The sequence below is a fragment of the Janthinobacterium sp. TND4EL3 genome, from assembly GCF_900156175.1.
Taxonomy (GTDB): Bacteria; Pseudomonadota; Gammaproteobacteria; order Burkholderiales; family Burkholderiaceae_D; genus Janthinobacterium.
On record NZ_FTMV01000012.1, the window covers coordinates 192,630 to 210,859 of the forward strand.

Sequence of the window (18,230 nt, forward strand, 5' to 3'; positions counted from 1 at the left end):
CTATTGAATAAACAAGCCGAGGTCACAGCCGAGGAGAAGGAGCTGATCTTCCAGCGTTCGATGATCTACCGCCAGGCCGAGAAAGACCTGCAGGGCGCCAAGGACGGGGAGGGCGAGAGCGCGGCGAAGGCCGCGCACAAGGAAGCGCGCCAGAAATGGCGCGATGCCACCGACAGGGTGGCGAAGAAATACGAGGTGCCGCGGCGCGAGCCGCCATAACGGACCCGCACCCGACAACTACAGCATCGCATGGCCGGAATCGGCCACTTTAATCACCATCAATTAGGAATATGACATGACGCAAACAACTGCAATTACGCCGTATGGCTCGCTGAACAACGCCGATGGCAACAACGACTTGCTCGACACGCTGCTGGCCAAAGGCCCAAAGAACGATGCAGCTCTGGCCCGCGCGCTGGAAGTGGCGCCGCCCGTGATCTCGAAGATTCGCCACGGCCGCCTGCCGATTGGCGCCTCGTTGCTGATCCGCATGCACGAGGTGTTCGACGTGTCGATCCGCGAGCTCAAGCGCATCGCGCGCGCCGAGGTGCCAGCTTGACCTGGACGACGATGCAGCCGGAAGGCAGCGCGTCGGCGCAGGGCGAGCAGGGCGGCCAGCAGCACGACCAGATGGAACCGAATCCAGATTACGTGCAGCCACACGACCCGGACCCTGGCCACGTCCGCGCACTGGCGCACTACAGCGCGATGCTGGCCGAACTGCAACGCCGGAAATAAAAAAAGCCAGCTGGCAGGCTGGCTTCTGTAAAACTTTACGTGAGGAAACACGATGGAAATGATTATACCACCAGGCGGTTTGCTGATGACCAGTGTCGAAATTGCGGCGCTGACCAGCAAACGTCATGACCAGGTGCTGCGCACGGCCCGCGACTTGGCTGCGCAGGGCATAACACAATCTGTGGAATGCCAGTACCGCGCCACAGTTGGCGGTCGCGAGTATCCAATGCACCAACTGACCAAACGCGATTCTCTCGTCTTGGTCGCCCGCCTGTCGCCCGAGTTCACTGGCCGCATCGTTGACCGCTGGATGGAGCTGGAAGCGGTTATTGCGGTACCGACCATCAAGACGCCTACAACTTTCAGCGCCGCACTGCGCTTGGCCGCCGAGCAGGCCGAGATCATCGAAGAGCAAGCAGCCAAGATCACTAGTGACGCGCCGAAGGTTTTGTTTGCCGAGACAATCCGCGCCATCGATGGCGTTTGCCACATAGACAAGGTGGGCAAGATGATCGGCATCGGGCGCACCAAACTGTTCAAGCGTCTGCGCGAAGATCACATCCTGATCGACGGCAGCCGCATGCCGTATCAGAAATACATCGACAAGGGCTATTTCACCGTCATCGAAGGCAACCCGTACCGGGACAGCAAAGGTGTCGAGCATCCGACCTTTACCGCGATGGTGACTGGCGCTGGCCAAGTGTTTCTAGTGCGCAAGTACTCCAAGGCAGGGGAGGCAGAATCATGAATGTCCGCCCACATTCAAAAGCGCCTGCGCCGTCGCTGGACGTGCAAACCCTCGTAGAGCTGCTGACCATCGGACAACTGGCGATGGATCTGCACCAAGCAACCAACATCGCCCGTGCGGCCAAAGACGCCTATCACAAGGCTATCCGCGACTTTGAGTGCGGCGAAGGTCGCATCGACTTCAACGGCCCTGGCGGCGAAGAAATGAAAGCCGAAACAGCCACCGAATACGCGGCCCACCTGGCCGCCAAGCGCGCCTCCAGTAATATCAAGCGCCGCCTGCAGAACGCATGCAGAAAGGTCGCCCCATGACGCCCGTCCCCCGCCAGCCCGCCGAGCACTTCGCGCGCGCGCGCGCCGACTTGGCGGTAGCTCAGGACCAGGCCATGGCCAACACAGCGGCCGCGCGCCGTAGCGTCGCCGATATCGCCCGCGCGGCGCTGGCCGTGGCGGCCAAGCCGAGCCCAGTTGCGCCAGTTGTGCCGGCCCCGGCTAAGCGGTGCACCACAGCTACCGAGCGCCGCGTCAAGCACACGAAAGCACTGATCGCCGAATTTGCGACGCGCGAGATGCTGTCGGACGAGATCTGCTTCTTCCTCGGATTTTCGCCGTCCGGCACCCGCAAGTACGTCAGGATCCTGCGCAATGCCGGCGTGATCGAGCTGGCGCGCCACATCGGCGGCACAGCGAGCTACATCGGCAAGCCAGTGTTTCGACTGAGTGATGACCAGGGCGTCGTGAATGCTTTCATCGCCACGCTGTCGGAGCCGAGAGTTGCGGTGCAGCACCGCGCCGTACCGCCGGCGGCCAAGGACCGCAAGCCGGAGGTGCCAGGCCGCCACTTGCACATCATGGGCGACGACGTGCCGTACTCAGTGCGCGCCTGGCGCGGGACGCCGACGCGCGATCCGCTGGTAGAGGCGTTTTTCGGCCCGGCTGGCGCGGAGGTGCGCCCATGAAGCGCGACGCATTCACTTTATCGCTCGATCTTGGTAGCGAATTGATAATAGATAATTTTGCGGGCGGAGGAGGGACCAGCACCGGCTTGGAGCAGGCATTCGGCCGCCCGGTCGATATCGCCATCAACCACGACCCTGAAGCCCTGGCCATGCACGCGGCGAACCACCCGCATACCACGCACCTGTGCGAGAGCGTGTGGGACGTCGACCCGATCAAGGTCACGAACAACCGCCCGGTGGGCCTGGTGTGGCTGTCGCCCGACTGCAAGCATTTCAGCAAGGCCAAGGGCGGCAAGCCCGTCGAGAAGCGCATCCGTGGCCTGGCCTGGGTGACGCTGCGCTGGGCGGCCAAGTGCAAGCCGCGCGTGATCATGCTGGAAAACGTCGAGGAATTCAAAACATGGGGCCCGCTGCTGATCGCCGCCGACGGCAGCGCCAAGCCGGACCCGGCCAAAAAGGGCAAGACCTTCGACAGCTTCATCCGCCAGCTGCGCGCGCACGGTTACACCGTCGACTACCGCGAAATGCGCGGCTGCGACCACGACACGCCTACTATCCGTAAGCGATTCTTCCTGGTGGCGCGCCGCGACGGCATCGCCATCAAGTGGCCGGAGCCTACTCACGGCGCGCCGGACAGCATCGGCGTGCGCGCCGGCAAGCTGCTGCCGTACCGCACGGCCGCCGAGTGCATCGACTTCAGCCTGCCATGCCCGTCGATCTTCGAGCGCGATAAGCCGCTGGCGCCGGCCACGCTGCGCCGCATCGCCAAAGGCATCATGCGTTATGTGGTCGATGCGGCGGATCCGTTCATCGTGAACACGGCCAACAGCAAAACCACCGGCAGGGCCCCGAACGTTTGGGAAGCGGCCGAACCGCTGCGCACCATCACCAGTGCGCCAGGCTTTTCTGTCGTGGCGCCGACCATCGTCCCGGTCACGCACCAGGGCGGAGATCGCACCGAATCCATCGGCGAGCCGTTTCGCACCATCACTGGAGCGCACCGCGGCGAGAAGGCGCTGGGCGTGGCAACGCTGGTGCAAGTCGGCTACGGCGAGCGCGAAGGCCAGGCGCCGCGCGCGCTGGATATAGAGAAGCCTCTGGGCACGGTGGTGGGCGAGAGCAAGCATGCGCTCGTGTCCGCGCTACTGACCGGCGTCGGTGGCCGTGCTGGCCAGAGTCGCCCACGCGGCGTGGACGAGCCGACGGCAACAGCAACGTCGAAGGCTGACGCGGCGCTGGTCACGGCCGTGCTGGTCGATGCCGCGCACGGCGAGGTGTCGCCAAGCGGCGTGAAGCGCTGGGGAACGGGTGCACACGACGTCGAGGCGCCGCTGAGCACCGTCACGGCCAGCGGCAACAAGGCAGTGGCCACGGCATTCCTGGCCAAGCATTACACCGGCGTCGTGGGCTCGGACCTGGCCGACCCTATCGGCACGGTCACCGCGTGCGACCACCACAGTTTGGTGACCGCCTTCTTGACGGAGCATGCCAACGCGAGCACGCAGCGCGTGATGCCGGCCGACGCGCCGCTGCGCACGATCTGCGCCCAGGTCAAGGGTGGACATTTCTCGATGGTGTCGGCGCATATCACCAAATTCCGCACGGGCGCCACCGGTAGCGACATGAACACGCCGCTGCCGACGATCACGGCTGGGCCGAAGGAAAACCCGGCTGGCGCGCCGCATGCGCTGGGCATCGTCACCAGCAATCTGGTCAAGCTGCGCGGCACCAGCACGGCGGCCGGTACCGACGAGCCGCTGGGCACGGTCAGCGCCGGCGGCCAGCACCACGCCGAGGTGCGCGCGTTCCTGCTGAGCTACTACGGCACGGACCAGGCGCCCGAGATCGACGGGCCGCTGGCCACCGTCACGAGCCGCGACCGGTTCGGCCTGGTGACGATCCATGGCCAGGATTACCAGATCGTGGATATCGGCCTGCGCATGCTGCAGCCGCGCGAGCTGTTCCGGGCCCAGGGATTTCCCGACGATTACATCATCGGCGATGACCCTGCCCAGGGATTGAAGCTGACGAAGAGCGCCCAAGTGCGCATGTGCGGCAATTCTGTCTGTCCACCCATGGCGAAGGCCTTGATCCTCGCCAACTTCGCGCATGAACGTGAGTTTGCGAGGGTGGCGTGAGCGTAGTTTCCGGTCTTCAGTTTTCCGTCTTAAAGAGCTCGCCCTCCCATGGATTGATAGTTCCATCATCTGCCAACTCAACAAGCGGCTCATTGAATTTGTCTCTTTGGTTGAATTCACCCATTGCCAAATGCATGGCTCTGGAAAAGTGCTCCTGGCCACTCAAAGGGACATCGCCAGTGAAGAAATGGAGATTGTATGTCTGCGACGGGCCCTTCTTGTCAGGGCCTAGCCAGATTTGCACAAAGACACTTTCCCCCATCTGGGCAAACTCAATCGCGCACCAGTTATGCATCGGAGAGTTCCACATGGTCGCCATACGATCCTCGATATTAATTAAAAGGCAATCCTATCATGATTACCAACCCCGCCCAAATTACCCGCCATCATTTGGCGAACCAAGCCGCGCCTGCTTATTCGCTGATCCGCAAGGTCTGCGCCTGCGGCAAGGCCAGCACCGCCAAGCAGCTGGCCCAGTACGGTAAATGCGCCGCCTGCGCGCTGGAGGCCGTCCGCGACGCAATCATGCCTGGCGACTTTGCCAAGCTGCAGCACATGCTGGGCGTCGTACAGCAATATCCGAAGTCCAAGTGGGGCTGGCGCAATTACTTTGCCGCCGGCAGCGGCCAACAGTACGAGGCCATGCAGCGCCTGGTGGCCGCCGGCTTGGCCACGGCTGGCCGTGCCGCCAACGAAATGACCTACTTCCATGCTACTCGCATGGGCTGCAAGGCTGCCGGCCTCGACGCCGCTGGCATCAAGCGCGCATTGGAGGAATAACGATGAGCGAGCCCGTATTGTTCGCTGCCTGGGTCACGCAGTTGCCCGAGCAAATCATCGACCTGATCGCGCGCGGCCCCGCCTTCGACATCAACTACATTGGCGGCAACTGCAGCCAGGACATGGTGCTGCCGCCTGGAGTATCGACTGAGTCGCCGAGGTGCGGGATAGTGAGGGAGGTATGAGGTTATTTACTCGGCAACACAGCCAACAAATTGAGTATTTCGGTTTTAGCCTCAGCATAAATTGCCTTCAGTCCGAGTGCGTAAGTTGCAAGCTGATTAAATTTCTCCTGAGCTATCGCAATGTCCACCGCGGCTTCAGATCTGCGGGCAAGGGAATTAGCCGCAGCGAATTCGGCAAGGATGGAGTTATTCGCTCTGAATGTTGTAACAAGGCTATTTGCAACTGCACAAGCTTGGATTATCTGCACTCGCAAAGCATGGTCTTTGATCAAGTAGAAACTCGGCAGCATTGCATGATAGACAGGCAACACCCGCTCCGATATCGGAAAATCAATGCCGAAGATTTGTCCTGGAACGATGTTTTCTATGTGTTCGCCGACTCGATTTTCAACCAAATTGAAACTAACCTGAAGTTCGGCACGAATACCCAAAAGCAGCCCATGCAAGGCGTCCGCCTCGGCACGGGCTTCACGTTGTTCGTGCATGCTATTTTGATACGAGGCAAGGGCTATTGCTACCCCTACGGCAGTTATGGTGCCTATTGCTCCGACCCAATACGCCCATTCGGAAGCTCCCATTTTGCATCCATTCTGTCCAACTGTGCACCACGGGATCCAGAGCGCAAGAGCACAGCCAATCAACGTGATTGTAACAACGCCAATAAAAACGCCCAGCGATATGCGCAGAAACATTATCTCTCCAATCAAAGTTGGTGGAATCGTAACACGGCGAGTATTGGTGGTGGGAAATGAAACGCTCACCCATGAAGCCCGGCAAACCCTTGGCGCGCACGCCATTTAAGCGCACCTCACCCATGCCCAGCACCGGCATGCTTTCCATTCAGTCGCACCAGCGCACGGCGACGAAGCGCAAGTCCGGCCTGAAATCAAAAGAGCGCGCTGTCACGGCGGCCGAGAAGTTGATGTGGACCCGCCTGGCCGCGCTTGGCTGCGTCGCCTGCATGAAAGACGGCAATTTCAATACGCACGTCAGCATTCATCACGTCGACGGCCGTACAAAGCCCGGCTGTCACCAGCTCGTGCTGCCACTTTGCGCCGGTCACCATCAGGACGGCACAGGAGAAGACAAAACCCTGATCGCGGTTCATCCATGGAAAGCCCGTTTTGAAGCGCGCTACGGCACGCAGGGCGAGCTGATGGATGAATGCGCGCAACTCTTATTTGAACAGCAGGACGCCGCAGCGGCGCCAGCCACCATTCAACCTACTTTGGAACACCCATGAGCGCCTTTAGCCCGCAAGAGCAAAAACACCTGAAAGAAGCCGAATACAGCGAATTCCTGCGCGCTAAGATCAAGTTGGCGCAGCGCAAGGGCTTCGACGTGCCGCTGGCCGATATCCATTCTGGCCTCAAGCCGCACACCCGCGACATCGTGCGCTGGGCCCTGGCCGGCGGCCAGCGCGCTATCTTCGCCTCGTTCGGCCTGCACAAGACCAGCACCAACCTGGAAGTGATGCGCCAGATCGGCATCCACCGGCCAGGCCTGCGCCTGATCGTGCTGCCGCTGGGGGTGCGCCAGGAGTTCATCCGCGAGGCCGCGAAGCGCTTCACTAGCGAATACGAGGTGCAAGTGCGGTTTATCCGCACGGACGCCGAGATCGATAGCCAGGACGTCGTCTACCTGACGAACTACGAATCGGTGCGCGAGGGCAAAATCGACGTGCGCAAGTTCCGCGCCGTCGGCCTGGACGAGGCCAGCGTGCTGCGCAGCTACGGCAGCAAGACCTATCAGGAGTTCCTGCCACTGTTCGAGCAGGTCGAGTTCAAATTCGTCTACACCGCCACGCCGTCGCCGAACCGCTTCAAGGAATTGATCCACTATGCCGGCTTCCTGGGCGTGATGGACACGGGCCAGGCCCTGACGCGCTTCTTCCAGCGCGACAGCGAGAAGGCAGGAAACCTGACCCTGTATCCGCATAAGGAACAGGAATTCTGGCTGTGGGTGGCCAGCTGGGCGGTCTTCATCCAGCGCCCGAGCGACCTGGGCCATTCGGACGAAGGCTATGACCTGCCGGCGCTGGACGTGCGCTTTCACGAGGTACCGAGCAATTACAGCACGGCGGGCGCAGAAAAGAACGGCCAGGGCCTGCTGATCCCGAACGTTGCCATGGGCCTGTCGGCGGCCGCCGGCGAGAAGCGCGACAGCATGGCCGCGCGCGTCGCCAAGGTGGCCGAGATAATGGCGGCGGATCCTGATGATCATTTCCTGATCTGGCACGACCTGGAGGACGAGCGTCATGCCATCCAGGCTGCCGTGCCTGGCGTGGTCAGTGTGTGGGGTACGCAGGACCTGGACCAGCGCGAGCAGCGTATCGCCGATTTCAGCGACGGCAAGATCAAGGATCTTTCGACCAAGCCGATCATCGCGGGCAGCGGCTGCAACTTCCAGATGCATTGCCATCGCGAGATTTTCGCGGGCATCGGCTTCAAGTTCAACGATTTTATCCAGGCCGTCCACCGCGTCCAGCGCTTCCAGCAGCAGCACGCCGTGCGCATCGACATCATCCACACGGAGGTCGAGCGCAAGGTGCTGGCCGACCTGATGGAAAAATGGCGCCGCCACGACGAAATGCAGGAAACGATGGGCAAGATCATCCGCGCCTATGGCCTGGACCAGCTGTCGATGCAGGATTCGCTGGCGCGCACCATTGGCGTCGAGCGCGCCGTGGTGGCTGGCGAGCGCTTCTCGGTGGCCAATAACGACTGCGTGCTCGAAGCGCTGCAGCAGCCGGACAACTCGGTCGGCATGATCATCACCAGCGTCCCGTTCGCAAACCATTATGAATACACACCGAGCTATAACGACTTCGGCCACACCCAGGACAACGACCACTTCTGGGCGCAGATGGACTTCCTGACGCCGGAGCTGCTGCGCATCTTGCAGCCGGGCCGCATTTACGCCTGCCACGTCAAGGACCGCATCAACTTTGGCAATGTCACCGGCGCCGGCGTGCCCACTGTCAGCCCGTTCCATGCTGAGGCGCTGTTCCACGGCATCAAGCACGGCTTCGACTATATGGGCATGATCACCGTCGTGACCGATGTGGTGCGCGAAAACAACCAGACCTACCGCCTGGGCTATTCCGAGGTGTGCAAGGACGGCACGAAGATGGGCGTCGGCTCGCCGGAATACATCCTGCTGTTCCACAAGCCGCAGACGGACCGCAGCCGCGGCTACGCGGATACGCCGGTCACGAAGGCCAAGCCGATGTGCCTGGACGATGCCGGCGACCGGATCCCGTTTGACCGCAAGGCCGCGCCGATTCCCGGTACCGGCTACAGCGTAGCGCGCTGGCAGGTCGACGCGCATGCTTTCTGGCGCTCGAGCGGCGATCGCCTGCTGGGCGCGGCCGAGCTGGCCAGTTTCGGCCCGGGCAAGCTTGCGAAGCTGTTCACCAGCATGTCGCTGGACAACGTCTACAACTACGAATACCACGTTGAGGTGGGCGAGGCGCTGCTGGCCGGCAAAGCGCTGCCTGCCGATTATCTCAGCCTGGCGCCGGGCAGCGCCGATCCGGCCGTGTGGCACGACATTGTGCGCATGCGCACCCTGAACGGTGAGCAGTCGGCGCGCGCGGTTGAAAAGCATGTCTGCCCGTTTCAGATCGACATCGTGGACCGCCTGATCGGCCGCTACAGCAACCCGGGCGAGGTGATTTATGACCCGTTCTGTGGCCTGGGTACCGTGCCAGTGCGCGCGATGAAGCTGGGCCGCTGCGGCGCCGGCAGTGAGTTGAACCCGGCGTATTTCACTGACCAGGTGCATTACTGCCAGGCAATGGAGCGCGAGGTGAGCATGCCCACGCTGTTCGATATGGAATTGATGGACGAGGAGAATGCAAAGTGACGCGCGCAAATTTCAGTGAATTCGTGCTGGGCGCAATGCCCGGCACCAAGGCCGAGATCGTCATCAAGTCGGGCGTCAGCCAGGCGGCCGTGCTGCGCTGGGTTCGCCTGCTGCACGCCGGGCGCAAGATTTACATCGCCAACTGGAAGCCGCACCCGCGCGCTGGCGCCGCCATGGCCGTGTATGCCGTCGGTGACCTGCCAGACGCCCCGTGCACGCTGCCGCACCTGACCAAGCGCCAGATTCGTTTGCGCTTCGAGGCCAAGGCCAGGAAGGATGGCCGCTATGACGCAATGAAGGCGCGCTGGCGCAGTAAGTACTGGATACGCAAGGCGGGCGCTGTGGGCGATCCGCTGGTGGCTGCGCTGTTTGGCGCGGCGCGTGCGCAGGAGGTTCGCTGATGGGCCGTATTCGCACTGTAAAGCCGGAGCTCTTCAAGCACGAGGATTTGTTCGACTTGGAAAAAGAAACTGGCCTGCCAATCCGTACCGCATTCATGGGTCTTTTCACCTGCTGCGACAAGGAAGGGCGCTTTAAGTGGCGCCCGCGCGCGCTCAAGCTCGATATTCTTCCATACGACGAAGTTGATTTTTCACGCGTGCTTGACGCGTTAATGACGCGTGGATTTGTAGTGAAATATGAGGTCGAAAGCGAGTTTTTCGGCTTCATTCCGACGTTTTCCAAGCACCAAGTCATAAATAATCGTGAATCTGACTCGGAATTGCCAGCGCCGGACGAATCCCTATATATATCAATGACTTCGACGCGTGCGGCACGCGTGGATGACGCGACAGTCACGCCCCTTAAGCATGCTCAAGTGGAAGGGAAGGGAAAGGAAGGGAAAGGAAGGGAAGGGGAACAGAAAGGGAAGGAGACTCTTGTCGAGCAAACCCAGCTCGACCCCGTGAAGACGATCTTCGCGTTCTGGCAAAAAGTCATGGACTCGCCCAAGTCAGTTCTGGACGACAAGCGCAAGCAGCTGATCGTCAAAGCGCTCAAGGGTTACTCGCCGGCCGATATCTGCAAGGCCATCCGTGGCTGCTCGAAAACGCCACACAACATGGGCCAGAACGACAGCAAAACGAAGTACAACGGCCTGGGCTTGATCCTGCGCGACGCGGACCACATAGACCGCTTCATCCGCAACGATGCTGGCCAGGCCCGCGCCAGCGCCGGCAGCGAGACGATCGAGCAGACGAATGCGCGGGTCATGCGCGAGTTGATGGGCGCTTCTGCGCCAGCCGGCGACGTCATCGACATGGAGCCCGCATGAACACCGCCGACACGCCGCGCTTCATGCAGCTGCTGGCCGAAACGCTGGCCGCCTACGGCAAGCCGCTGCCCGAGGCGGCAATGGCCCGGGCCTGGCTGGCCAACCTTGAGCCGTATCCGCTGCGCACGGTGGAAGCCGCCATGCAGGCCTACCGCGACGAGAGCGGCGAATTTGCACCGGTACCGGCCGGCATCGCCAAGCGTTGCAAGCTCATGGATGGCCGGCCTGGCGCGGAGGAGGCATGGGCTATCGCGCTGACCAGCCAGGACGAAATGGCCAGCGTGGTTTGGACGACCGAGATTGCTGAGGCCTTCCGCATCTGCCGGCCAGTGCTCGACTCCAGCGGCGCCATCAGCGCCCGCAAGCCGTTCCTGGAGGCTTACGAGCGCATCGTTGCCGCAGCGCGCGCTGCGCGGCACCCGGCTGAGTGGGTGGCGTCCGTGGGCTGGGACAAGACCCGCCACGTCGAGGTGCTGGGTAATGCGGTGAGGGCAGGGCTCCTGCCGGCGCCGGCCGTGGCAGGCCTGCTGCAGGGCAAGCAGGACCAGACGCCGGACGACGCCGCGCGCGCCCAGCTTGCCGCCATCAAAAAAATGATTTCCGACGGCGCTGCCGCGAAGGAAGCGGCGCGCTTGGAGCGCGTCGAGCAGCAGCGCCTGGCGGACGAAGAATTCAAACGGTCGACCGCTAAGCGCGTGCAGCTTTACCTGGCTGACGGCAGAAATGCACCTGGCCCGGCAAGCGCGAATGCTGCTCAGGATTTGCCAGAGGCACCGCCGCACTGCGCAAGGGCCATGGCCGCTACGAAGTGACGTACCCATCAGAAAAAACGGCTTAAAAGGCTTCAAATGAAAAATCAAGAAAACAAAATCGCAGCAAACAAACGCTTGGCCGAGCTGCTCGGCTGGACCAGCCTCCTCGAGGTGGGCGGCGCCCTGGTCGGCACGCCGCCGGCGGGCACAGCCGAAAGCCGCGGCCAGGCGCTGGTGCCGGACTGGCTGGGCGACTGGTCGGCCGCCGGGCCGCTGCTCGCGCAGTTCGAGATCCGGCTGATGCCGATGTCGGCGGGCGTGGATGCCGCCGGCTTCCTGGAGTGGTACCGGTTCTATCCGGACAGGGACGCAGCTGCGCGCGCAGCAATCGTCAAGGCGGTCACACATCGCCTGGAGAAAGCGCGATGATGGCACGTGGCTTACAGGCCCTGGGTCGCCTCAAGGTCGGCGCCATGAACAAGACCGAGGCCGCGTATGCGCAGACGCTGGAGCTGCGCAAGGCCGCCGGCGAGGTGGCTTGGTACCGGTTCGAAGGCCTCAAATTCCGCCTGGCCGACAACACGTTCTACACGCCAGATTTTGCCGTACAGCTGGCCGACGGTGCACTGGAGGCGCACGAAGTGAAAGGGTACTGGCAAGAGGATGCTCGAGCGAAGATCAAGATCGCGGCCGACATGTACCCGCTGCGCTTTGTCGCCGTGCAGGCGCTGCCGAAGAAGGCGGGCGGCGGTTGGAAAACGGAGGAATTCTGATGGCCGCGAACAAGAAGCCGCGCAAGCGGTACATCCCGAAGCCAGCCGTGCTGCCGGCGGGCCTGCGCGCAGACCTTGCCTTCGAAATGCCAGGGTTCCAGGCCAGCGAGGCGATGGGGAAGGGCCACTTCCAGGAGCAGCACGTCTACGACTTGCTGAGCAACGCCGACCTGGCGCGCCGCATTGCACCAACTGGCCATGCCATCCTGCCGGTGGCGCAGACCATGGTCGAGGCGATTGCCGAGATCCAGGCGCGCGCCCAGCGCACGGGCGCCTTCGGCGTCAACGGCGACGAGATGCGCGTGCTGCGCGAGGGCGTCGGCAAGACGATGGTCTTCCTGCGCGGCGTGCCGAACGTCGACATTGCGCGCGCCGGACTGGCGGCCGTGCGCGAATTCAACCGCACCGGCGTGCTGCGGGTATGAGCGCCCCTCCCGAGGAGTGGCAGGACTAGCACAGGTCAAAAAAGGGTGTTAACGTTGACATACGGAATGAAAGGGAATTCATGGGCTTCGCAGAAAAATTTGTAGCATCGTTGCAATCGTCAAATCTACGGGATGATGCGTTTCATCACGACCTCGATGCCATTGCTGCGGCTGCCCTGGCCGGTGATCTGGGCTCGCTGCTGTGCCGGGTCAAGTATGCGGACGGCACAATCAATAAGCTTTTCGAGGGGAACTCAGGAAACCTTGCGCAGCTGCTGCGTATCTGGACGGCGGCAGTGACGGAGAAGGGCAAGGCGCGCCGCTGGGTGAAAATTAACAGTGAGCGCGACATTTTCACTGCACATGCTTTGTATAAGCGCGTGGCGCATGCATCGCTGGCGCATTGGTTGGACGGCCATTGCAAGGACTGTAATGGCACTGGTGTGTCACTCAGGAGTTTGCGTGGCTGCGTGACGTGCTCCGGGAGCGGCCAGGCAGACGTTGTTTGTGCCGGAGGATTCGAGCGGGAGCGCATCAAGGATATGGTAAGTGAACTGCACTCAATGTTGGCAAGTCATCAGTGGCGCGCGAATTCCATTCTTCGGTAGTTGCTGCAATTTTTGGCAGGTGCATCCGCTTTATTGCGTGAAATTTCTTTGATTAGGTCGGAACGGCAAATATTTGCTAAAAGTGCTACTGATTTTTTCGATCTTAATGTAAATTCTGCTTGGTATCGTGGATTGTGGTGGAATAGGCCTAGGGAAAAATGAAGCAACGGATTTTTAAGAGAATAGTCAGGTCGTCTAAATCATCCGCGTCGGAGATAGGGGTATCCACTCCAGGCCCTGCGAGTGAGTTTGAACCTTCTGACACTCATTGGAAAATGTTTCTGTTGACTTGGGCTGAGGCACAAACGAGGCAGCGCCTAAGCTCTGATAATTTCGACAAGGGAATACTGAACTGCTCGACTGCCGGCTTAGTAATATCATTGGCTTTTTCTAAGGATGTGGTACCGCTCGCAACAGCAGTTTTCCCGTGGCTTCTTTATCTTTCATGGGCATTATTCTTATTGGCAATAGTTATCACCATGATTTCTTTTCAAGTTAGTTTCACAGCATCCGAAACTAACGCCAATGATGCTTATAAGTTGTATCTGTGTGGAATCGATGAGGGCAGCGTCAGGCCTGGTTGGAGGAACCGGTATCTTAGATGGGGAAATCTTGGTGCGGCCACCATATTTGTATTGGCCGTAGCCGTCACTGTTTTTTTTGTGTTTATTAATGGAATTAGGACACCCGAAATGAAAAAGCCAAATATTGCTCAAGATGGAATTCCTCCAGGCATGCTTCACAAAGTGCCCGGTGTTGGGCCTCTGCAAAATGGAATACCTTCAGGTGCCTTACCTCGCGTTCCTTCTCCGCAAAAACCATCGCCCCAACTGCCGATTGCCAAGCCTACTGGTGAATCAAAAAAATAATTTTCCAGCTGTGTTTGCAAACAGTATTTTCTGCTATTATGATGCATAGTTAATTTCAGTAAAATTCTTCTGGCACTCCACGCTTAAATGCGCCGATAGCCGGAACTTGCGACAGTACCCGCCCCAGCATAGGATCTGCTCGTCTTGAATTAGCCGCCCACCACGCACTATGGCCGTGGGAGCAAACACCGAAGCCCGCTCATGCGGGCTTTTTCTATTGCGCGCCCACTTTCGAGGCCGCCATGTCTGAAACCACACAAACACCACACCGCTTGGCTCGCGACTACCTGGAGCTCCACACGCCGGTGCCCGATTCTCTTCCCACGCGGGAAGAGGTGCGCCGCGAGCTGGGCTGGGCTTTGATCGCTGCTGAGCGCCAGACGCGCGCCGAACGCGACGAACGAAACTGAACTGGCCGGATGCGCGCGCGATCATGCCGCCGCAGATCTGAAAAGGAGGTGCGCCGCGAAGTAGTAATCCAAATGATCGCGGCGCACCATGCGCCGATCTGTAATCTGCTGCGTGTACTGCAAGAGATTCTCAATCTGCCCGCTTTCGACCTAGTTTATTTGCAACTAGGGCACTCATTTTTTTGAGGCACCTTCTTTGGTGCGGGATCGTTTTCCGTTTTCCTTGAGCTATTGTATCCCATGTCTTTATTGCTATTGTTGACCGAGGGATTCTTTCGATTATCTTCGACGTCAGGACTTTTCCGCTCTCCTTGCTTGTGAGACTTATCTGTATCTGACTGTGCTGCAACCGAACCCATGGCGCAAAGAAGTGCAGAAAGCAGAAGCATCTTTTTCATTATCCATCTCCTAGGGAATCCGCGTTGATAAAAACTCCGATAGTGCATAATTTGCATCGCGGAATGCAAGCTACAGTATTGCTGTTTTTGCGAAAAATGCAATAAAAAAACTAAAAATTCCTTGCTTGTCCTGCCATCGCGCTGCAGTGGCAGGGCTTTGAAAAGCGGGCGCAGTCACCGACGCATCATGGCCAAGAGGCTCCACCGCAATTCATCGCGGCCCTGCTTGGCACGGGCGGTGACACAGGTTATCCGCATTTGCGGGAGCTATCAGCGAGTACCGACTAACGCCTTGGGCTTGAAGATATCCTTCAGCCGCGAACAGGCCTTCCTCCATGACGAGTTGCACTGCGGTCTCGACAATTGCATGAAGTGCGCTGTCTGGAGGGTAGCCTCTGGCGGGCGCAAGCGCGTCATTTTTTGGCATCACATCAGATCCTTGTTCGAAATCAAATGATGTCAAAGCCACCTGAGTGGACTTTGATTTGCGTCAACATATTGGCGAATAAGCGAAATGAATAAAATTCAACATCCGTCGAACAACGGCGTGCTGGGCGCGCCTGCGGGCTGGGACCAGGTCGAGTTGCCCTGCAGCGCGCTACCGATCACGCACACGCACGTCGGCGACCTGCCGACCGTACTGTCGTACTGGCGCCCCGATGCCGACGAACTGGCCGCACTGAACGCCGGCGGCGCCGTCCGGCTGTGGGTGGTGGGCGCAACGATGCCGCCCGTGATGCTGGACGTCGAAAACGCCTGAGACACTACATTTAGTAGGTCGCGAGCAAAAGTGTCAAAAAACACCGGGATGAGACCGCCATAATCGCTACCAAACACTACATCTAGTAGGTCGGAATGAAGAAAAGCCACAATTCCGCAGCGCCCACGTCGGCGCGCCCGACGCCGCCGACCGAATTCACCGACCCGCTGAATAATCGGTACATGCCCGCGCCCGAGGTGCTCAAATGGGCACGCGCAACAATTCTCACCGAAGGCGGCACGCTCTATAACGAAGACCACGCCCACCTGGAATATGCCGACGTGCAGTTTCTGTGGGCACCGATGGGCTTCGTGAAGGCTGGCCGTACCGTGCTGGGCCAGTGCGAAGAAGTAACGTTCCGCTGTGGGCCGTGGCAAAAGGGGCGCCTGCAACAGCAGATGGTTGACTGGTTCGGCGCGGTGCCGGACTTCCTCATCACCCTGGACGCATCGTATTGCCTGACCTGCAGCGATGCCGAGTTCTGCGCGCTGCTCGAGCACGAGCTGTATCACATCGCCCAAGAGCAGGACGAATTCGGCGCGCCAGCTTTCAACAAGTACGGCTTGCCGAAGCTGTGCATGCGCTCGCATGACGTCGAAGAGTTCGTCGGCGTGGTCCGGCGCTACGGCGCCAGCGATGACGTGCAGCGCATTATCGACGCAGCAAAGACAGCGCCAGAAGTGGCGAAAATCAACATCGCGAGGGCTTGCGGAACCTGTTTGCTGAAGGCTGCATAAGGTTGACCGGCCATTTACCGGAAGGCAACACATGGCAGCACTTAAAGACGAGGTGAAGCTGTTCATCGTCAAGGCGCTGGCATGCTTCGACACGCCGACGCAGGTATCCATCGCAGTAAAGGAAGAATTCGGCCTTGATGTACCGCGTCAGCAGATCGCAACCTACGATCCTGAAAAGCACGTCGGGCGCAGTCTCAGCACGAAGTGGAAGACGCTTTTCCATGACACGCGTGCCAAGTTCCGCGAAGACGTCGCGGTGATCCCGATTGCCAGCAAGGCATTCCGCCTGCGTGCGCTGGCCAGGATGGCACAGCAGGCAGAGGGCATGCGCAATATCGCGCTGGCCGTCGCCGTGATCGAGCAGGCAGCCAAGGAAGTAGGCGACGTCTACGTAAACCGCCGCCTTGATGCACCGAAAGCACCAGGTGATACCGGCGAAGGCATGCCGGCCGCACCTGAATACATATTGAAGCCCGATGAAGACCTCCCCGACAGCCCGATTCTCTGAAGGGCCGGTCGCACTGACGCCCAAGCAGGCGAACATTTACTGCTGGGGGTGGCAAAAGAAGGCGCGCTTCCGTGACGCGGTTTGCGGCCGCCGCTTCGGCAAGACGTTCCTGGGCAAGGCCGAGATTCGCCGTGCTGCGCGCCTGGCTGCAGAGTGGGGCGTCAGCACCGAGGACGAGATATGGTATTGCGCGCCGACGTTCAAGCAGGCGAAGCGGGTTTTCTGGAAACGCCTCAAGCAAGCCATTCCACCGAGCTGGCGCGCCGGCAAGCCGAACGAAACAGAGTGCTCGATCACCACTAAGGCCGGCCACGTCATCCGCATCGTCGGCTTGGACGCGTACGACAACCTTCGCGGCTCCGGCCTGTTCTTCGCGCTGGTCGATGAATGGGCCGACTGCGTGTACGCGGCGTGGGAAGAGGTGCTGCGGCCGATGCTGTCGACCTGCCGCTTCGTCATCAACGGCGAGGAGCGGGTTGGCGGTCACGCGCTGCGCATCGGCACGCCGAAAGGCTTCAATCATTGCTATGACAGCTACCTCGATGGCCAAGGGCGTGAGCCTGACCACAAGAGCTGGCTATATACGTCGGTCGACGGCGGCAACGTGCCGGCCGAAGAGATCGAAGCCGCGCGGCGCAAGATGGACCCGCGCACGTTCCGCCAAGAGTACCTGGCCAGCTTCGAGAACTACCAGGGCGTCATCTATTACTGCTTTGACCGTCGGCGCAACCATACCGACGATTCAGTCAAGCCAGGCGACGCGCTGCACATCGGCATGGACTTTAACGTTGGCAAAGGTGCGGCGGTGGTTTTCGTGATCCGCGACGACCTTCCCCGCGCTGTCGATGAGTTCATGGAAGTGTTCGACACGCCGGCCATGATTGAAAAGATCAAGGGCCGGTACAAGCAAACTGGCCAGCAGCATCTGATAACGATTTATCCGGATGCGTCCGGCCAGAACCGCAAGAGCAGTGGCGCCAGCGAATCGGACCTGTCGCTGCTCAAGGCAGCCGGCTTCACGGTGGTGGTCGACCATAGCAACCCGGCCGTGAAAGATCGCATCAACAGCGTGAACGCCATGCTGTGCAACACCTATGACCAGCGCCGGATGCTGGTCAACACCACGAAGTGCCAGAAATACACACTCAGCCTGGAGCGTCAGATATATGACGACAAGGGCGAACCGGACAAGAAGGGTGGCTTCGACCATGCCAATGATGCCGGCGGCTACTTCATCACCAAGCGATGGCCAGTGACGAGTCGCACGACTACCACGGCGCCGCTGCGCATGTAACAACAAGGA

27 protein-coding genes are annotated in these 18,230 nt (G+C 60.2%); 24 read left to right on the plus strand and 3 right to left on the minus strand.

The window, feature by feature from the left end:
* Positions 1 to 3: 3 nt before the first annotated feature.
* The 7 genes from BXA07_RS19040 (at position 4) to BXA07_RS19065 (ending at position 4,582) form a co-directional block, all read left to right on the plus strand.
* Positions 4 to 219 carry a hypothetical protein gene (locus BXA07_RS19040; protein ID WP_071077715.1) on the plus strand — a complete coding sequence of 72 codons (216 nt, stop codon included), beginning with the start codon at positions 4 to 6 and terminating at the stop codon, positions 217 to 219.
* Positions 220 to 295: 76 nt separating this feature from the next.
* Positions 296 to 559: a helix-turn-helix domain-containing protein gene (locus BXA07_RS19045; RefSeq protein WP_076569865.1), complete on the plus strand. Its 264-nt coding sequence runs from the start codon at positions 296 to 298 to the stop codon at positions 557 to 559.
* A complete protein-coding gene (locus tag BXA07_RS30285) occupies positions 556 to 738 on the plus strand; it encodes a hypothetical protein (protein ID WP_139335650.1) in 183 nt (60 codons plus the stop codon). The genes BXA07_RS19045 and BXA07_RS30285 overlap by 4 nt, the downstream gene beginning before the upstream one ends.
* A gap of 52 nt (positions 739 to 790) precedes the next feature.
* Positions 791 to 1,486 carry a phage regulatory protein/antirepressor Ant gene (locus BXA07_RS19050; RefSeq protein ID WP_076569867.1) on the plus strand — a complete coding sequence of 232 codons (696 nt, stop codon included), beginning with the start codon at positions 791 to 793 and terminating at the stop codon, positions 1,484 to 1,486.
* On the plus strand, positions 1,483 to 1,797 hold the full coding sequence (locus BXA07_RS19055; protein WP_076569869.1) for a hypothetical protein: 315 nt from the start codon (positions 1,483 to 1,485) through the stop codon (positions 1,795 to 1,797). The genes BXA07_RS19050 and BXA07_RS19055 overlap by 4 nt, the downstream gene beginning before the upstream one ends.
* Entirely contained in the window at positions 1,794 to 2,444 is a 651-nt protein-coding gene (locus BXA07_RS19060; RefSeq protein ID WP_083708397.1) for a hypothetical protein, read from the plus strand. The genes BXA07_RS19055 and BXA07_RS19060 overlap by 4 nt, the downstream gene beginning before the upstream one ends.
* Positions 2,441 to 4,582 carry a DNA cytosine methyltransferase gene (locus tag BXA07_RS19065; protein ID WP_076569871.1) on the plus strand — a complete coding sequence of 714 codons (2,142 nt, stop codon included), beginning with the start codon at positions 2,441 to 2,443 and terminating at the stop codon, positions 4,580 to 4,582. The genes BXA07_RS19060 and BXA07_RS19065 overlap by 4 nt, the downstream gene beginning before the upstream one ends.
* A 16-nt stretch (positions 4,583 to 4,598) precedes the next feature.
* On the opposite strand, the gene BXA07_RS19070 is transcribed toward BXA07_RS19065, so the two are convergent.
* Positions 4,599 to 4,901, minus strand: coding sequence for a hypothetical protein (locus BXA07_RS19070; protein ID WP_076569873.1), 303 nt, complete (start codon positions 4,899 to 4,901; stop codon positions 4,599 to 4,601).
* Positions 4,902 to 4,936: 35 nt separating this feature from the next.
* On the opposite strand from BXA07_RS19070, the gene BXA07_RS19075 reads away from it, so the two are divergent.
* The gene (locus BXA07_RS19075; RefSeq protein WP_076569875.1) at positions 4,937 to 5,362 is read left to right on the plus strand and encodes a hypothetical protein; all 426 of its coding nucleotides are present in this window, start codon (positions 4,937 to 4,939) and stop codon (positions 5,360 to 5,362) included.
* A 2-nt stretch (positions 5,363 to 5,364) separates the two neighbouring features.
* Positions 5,365 to 5,547 carry a hypothetical protein gene (locus tag BXA07_RS19080; protein WP_076569877.1) on the plus strand — a complete coding sequence of 61 codons (183 nt, stop codon included), beginning with the start codon at positions 5,365 to 5,367 and terminating at the stop codon, positions 5,545 to 5,547.
* A gap of 2 nt (positions 5,548 to 5,549) precedes the next feature.
* Here BXA07_RS19080 and BXA07_RS19085 read toward each other — a convergent pair whose 3' ends face one another.
* A complete protein-coding gene (locus tag BXA07_RS19085; protein WP_139335651.1) occupies positions 5,550 to 6,239 on the minus strand; it encodes a hypothetical protein in 690 nt (229 codons plus the stop codon).
* Positions 6,240 to 6,310: 71 nt separating this feature from the next.
* Here BXA07_RS19085 and BXA07_RS19090 point away from each other — a divergent pair, with 71 nt between their 5' ends.
* The 11 genes from BXA07_RS19090 to BXA07_RS30850 all read left to right on the plus strand — a co-directional run bounded on the left by BXA07_RS19090 (position 6,311) and on the right by BXA07_RS30850 (position 14,524).
* Positions 6,311 to 6,790 (plus strand): Ref family recombination enhancement nuclease, encoded by a 480-nt coding sequence (locus tag BXA07_RS19090; RefSeq protein ID WP_244556336.1) that lies wholly within the window; start codon positions 6,311 to 6,313, stop codon positions 6,788 to 6,790.
* Positions 6,787 to 9,414, plus strand: a complete 2,628-nt coding sequence (locus BXA07_RS19095; protein WP_076569881.1) for a DNA methyltransferase — start codon at positions 6,787 to 6,789, stop codon at positions 9,412 to 9,414. Before BXA07_RS19090 ends, BXA07_RS19095 begins: the two co-directional genes overlap by 4 nt.
* Positions 9,411 to 9,815: a hypothetical protein gene (locus tag BXA07_RS19100; RefSeq protein WP_076569883.1), complete on the plus strand. Its 405-nt coding sequence runs from the start codon at positions 9,411 to 9,413 to the stop codon at positions 9,813 to 9,815. Before BXA07_RS19095 ends, BXA07_RS19100 begins: the two co-directional genes overlap by 4 nt.
* Positions 9,815 to 10,687 (plus strand): hypothetical protein, encoded by an 873-nt coding sequence (locus tag BXA07_RS19105; RefSeq protein WP_076569886.1) that lies wholly within the window; start codon positions 9,815 to 9,817, stop codon positions 10,685 to 10,687. Before BXA07_RS19100 ends, BXA07_RS19105 begins: the two co-directional genes overlap by 1 nt.
* The gene (locus tag BXA07_RS19110) at positions 10,684 to 11,499 is read left to right on the plus strand and encodes a hypothetical protein (protein ID WP_076569888.1); all 816 of its coding nucleotides are present in this window, start codon (positions 10,684 to 10,686) and stop codon (positions 11,497 to 11,499) included. Before BXA07_RS19105 ends, BXA07_RS19110 begins: the two co-directional genes overlap by 4 nt.
* 36 nt (positions 11,500 to 11,535) lie before the next feature.
* A complete protein-coding gene (locus tag BXA07_RS19115) occupies positions 11,536 to 11,868 on the plus strand; it encodes a hypothetical protein (protein WP_076569890.1) in 333 nt (110 codons plus the stop codon).
* Between the two features lie 44 nt (positions 11,869 to 11,912).
* On the plus strand, positions 11,913 to 12,212 hold the full coding sequence (locus tag BXA07_RS19120) for a DUF1064 domain-containing protein (protein ID WP_244556337.1): 300 nt from the start codon (positions 11,913 to 11,915) through the stop codon (positions 12,210 to 12,212).
* On the plus strand, positions 12,212 to 12,637 hold the full coding sequence (locus BXA07_RS19125; protein WP_076569892.1) for a hypothetical protein: 426 nt from the start codon (positions 12,212 to 12,214) through the stop codon (positions 12,635 to 12,637). Before BXA07_RS19120 ends, BXA07_RS19125 begins: the two co-directional genes overlap by 1 nt.
* An 80-nt stretch (positions 12,638 to 12,717) precedes the next feature.
* Positions 12,718 to 13,245 carry a hypothetical protein gene (locus tag BXA07_RS19130; protein ID WP_076569894.1) on the plus strand — a complete coding sequence of 176 codons (528 nt, stop codon included), beginning with the start codon at positions 12,718 to 12,720 and terminating at the stop codon, positions 13,243 to 13,245.
* 275 nt (positions 13,246 to 13,520) lie between these two features.
* Positions 13,521 to 14,114, plus strand: coding sequence for a hypothetical protein (locus BXA07_RS30290; RefSeq protein ID WP_139335652.1), 594 nt, complete (start codon positions 13,521 to 13,523; stop codon positions 14,112 to 14,114).
* A 242-nt stretch (positions 14,115 to 14,356) separates the two neighbouring features.
* On the plus strand, positions 14,357 to 14,524 hold the full coding sequence (locus tag BXA07_RS30850; protein WP_170909690.1) for a hypothetical protein: 168 nt from the start codon (positions 14,357 to 14,359) through the stop codon (positions 14,522 to 14,524).
* 155 nt (positions 14,525 to 14,679) lie between these two features.
* Here BXA07_RS30850 and BXA07_RS30295 read toward each other — a convergent pair whose 3' ends face one another.
* Positions 14,680 to 14,922, minus strand: a complete 243-nt coding sequence (locus tag BXA07_RS30295; RefSeq protein ID WP_139335653.1) for a hypothetical protein — start codon at positions 14,920 to 14,922, stop codon at positions 14,680 to 14,682.
* Positions 14,923 to 15,436: 514 nt separating this feature from the next.
* Here BXA07_RS30295 and BXA07_RS19140 point away from each other — a divergent pair.
* The 4 genes from BXA07_RS19140 to BXA07_RS19155 all read left to right on the plus strand — a co-directional run bounded on the left by BXA07_RS19140 (position 15,437) and on the right by BXA07_RS19155 (position 18,221).
* A complete protein-coding gene (locus BXA07_RS19140) occupies positions 15,437 to 15,682 on the plus strand; it encodes a hypothetical protein (RefSeq protein ID WP_076569898.1) in 246 nt (81 codons plus the stop codon).
* 182 nt (positions 15,683 to 15,864) lie between these two features.
* Complete coding sequence (locus BXA07_RS19145) at positions 15,865 to 16,419, plus strand: putative metallopeptidase (RefSeq protein ID WP_083708403.1); 555 nt, start codon at positions 15,865 to 15,867, stop codon at positions 16,417 to 16,419.
* Positions 16,420 to 16,450: 31 nt separating this feature from the next.
* Positions 16,451 to 16,927: a DUF2280 domain-containing protein gene (locus tag BXA07_RS19150; RefSeq protein WP_076569902.1), complete on the plus strand. Its 477-nt coding sequence runs from the start codon at positions 16,451 to 16,453 to the stop codon at positions 16,925 to 16,927.
* The gene (locus BXA07_RS19155; RefSeq protein ID WP_076569904.1) at positions 16,896 to 18,221 is read left to right on the plus strand and encodes a phage terminase large subunit family protein; all 1,326 of its coding nucleotides are present in this window, start codon (positions 16,896 to 16,898) and stop codon (positions 18,219 to 18,221) included. The genes BXA07_RS19150 and BXA07_RS19155 overlap by 32 nt, the downstream gene beginning before the upstream one ends.
* Positions 18,222 to 18,230: the final 9 nt, after the last annotated feature.

Coding starts and splice junctions, on each gene's coding strand:
- BXA07_RS19105 (WP_076569886.1), top strand. CDS start 9,815: ATGGGCCGTATTCGCACTGTAAAGCCGGAGCTCTTCAAGCACGAGGAT.
- BXA07_RS19125 (WP_076569892.1), top strand. CDS start 12,212: ATGGCCGCGAACAAGAAGCCGCGCAAGCGGTACATCCCGAAGCCAGCC.
- BXA07_RS19085 (WP_139335651.1), bottom strand. CDS start 6,239: ATGTTTCTGCGCATATCGCTGGGCGTTTTTATTGGCGTTGTTACAATC.
- BXA07_RS30290 (WP_139335652.1), top strand. CDS start 13,521: ATGTTTCTGTTGACTTGGGCTGAGGCACAAACGAGGCAGCGCCTAAGC.
- BXA07_RS30850 (WP_170909690.1), top strand. CDS start 14,357: ATGTCTGAAACCACACAAACACCACACCGCTTGGCTCGCGACTACCTG.
- BXA07_RS19065 (WP_076569871.1), top strand. CDS start 2,441: ATGAAGCGCGACGCATTCACTTTATCGCTCGATCTTGGTAGCGAATTG.
- BXA07_RS19060 (WP_083708397.1), top strand. CDS start 1,794: ATGACGCCCGTCCCCCGCCAGCCCGCCGAGCACTTCGCGCGCGCGCGC.
- BXA07_RS19080 (WP_076569877.1), top strand. CDS start 5,365: ATGAGCGAGCCCGTATTGTTCGCTGCCTGGGTCACGCAGTTGCCCGAG.
- BXA07_RS19055 (WP_076569869.1), top strand. CDS start 1,483: ATGAATGTCCGCCCACATTCAAAAGCGCCTGCGCCGTCGCTGGACGTG.
- BXA07_RS19145 (WP_083708403.1), top strand. CDS start 15,865: ATGCCCGCGCCCGAGGTGCTCAAATGGGCACGCGCAACAATTCTCACC.
- BXA07_RS19120 (WP_244556337.1), top strand. CDS start 11,913: ATGAACAAGACCGAGGCCGCGTATGCGCAGACGCTGGAGCTGCGCAAG.
- BXA07_RS30295 (WP_139335653.1), bottom strand. CDS start 14,922: ATGAAAAAGATGCTTCTGCTTTCTGCACTTCTTTGCGCCATGGGTTCG.
- BXA07_RS19050 (WP_076569867.1), top strand. CDS start 791: ATGGAAATGATTATACCACCAGGCGGTTTGCTGATGACCAGTGTCGAA.
- BXA07_RS19110 (WP_076569888.1), top strand. CDS start 10,684: ATGAACACCGCCGACACGCCGCGCTTCATGCAGCTGCTGGCCGAAACG.
- BXA07_RS19115 (WP_076569890.1), top strand. CDS start 11,536: ATGAAAAATCAAGAAAACAAAATCGCAGCAAACAAACGCTTGGCCGAG.
- BXA07_RS19090 (WP_244556336.1), top strand. CDS start 6,311: ATGAAGCCCGGCAAACCCTTGGCGCGCACGCCATTTAAGCGCACCTCA.
- BXA07_RS19130 (WP_076569894.1), top strand. CDS start 12,718: ATGGGCTTCGCAGAAAAATTTGTAGCATCGTTGCAATCGTCAAATCTA.
- BXA07_RS19075 (WP_076569875.1), top strand. CDS start 4,937: ATGATTACCAACCCCGCCCAAATTACCCGCCATCATTTGGCGAACCAA.
- BXA07_RS19070 (WP_076569873.1), bottom strand. CDS start 4,901: ATGGCGACCATGTGGAACTCTCCGATGCATAACTGGTGCGCGATTGAG.
- BXA07_RS19095 (WP_076569881.1), top strand. CDS start 6,787: ATGAGCGCCTTTAGCCCGCAAGAGCAAAAACACCTGAAAGAAGCCGAA.
- BXA07_RS19045 (WP_076569865.1), top strand. CDS start 296: ATGACGCAAACAACTGCAATTACGCCGTATGGCTCGCTGAACAACGCC.
- BXA07_RS19140 (WP_076569898.1), top strand. CDS start 15,437: ATGAATAAAATTCAACATCCGTCGAACAACGGCGTGCTGGGCGCGCCT.
- BXA07_RS19155 (WP_076569904.1), top strand. CDS start 16,896: ATGAAGACCTCCCCGACAGCCCGATTCTCTGAAGGGCCGGTCGCACTG.
- BXA07_RS19150 (WP_076569902.1), top strand. CDS start 16,451: ATGGCAGCACTTAAAGACGAGGTGAAGCTGTTCATCGTCAAGGCGCTG.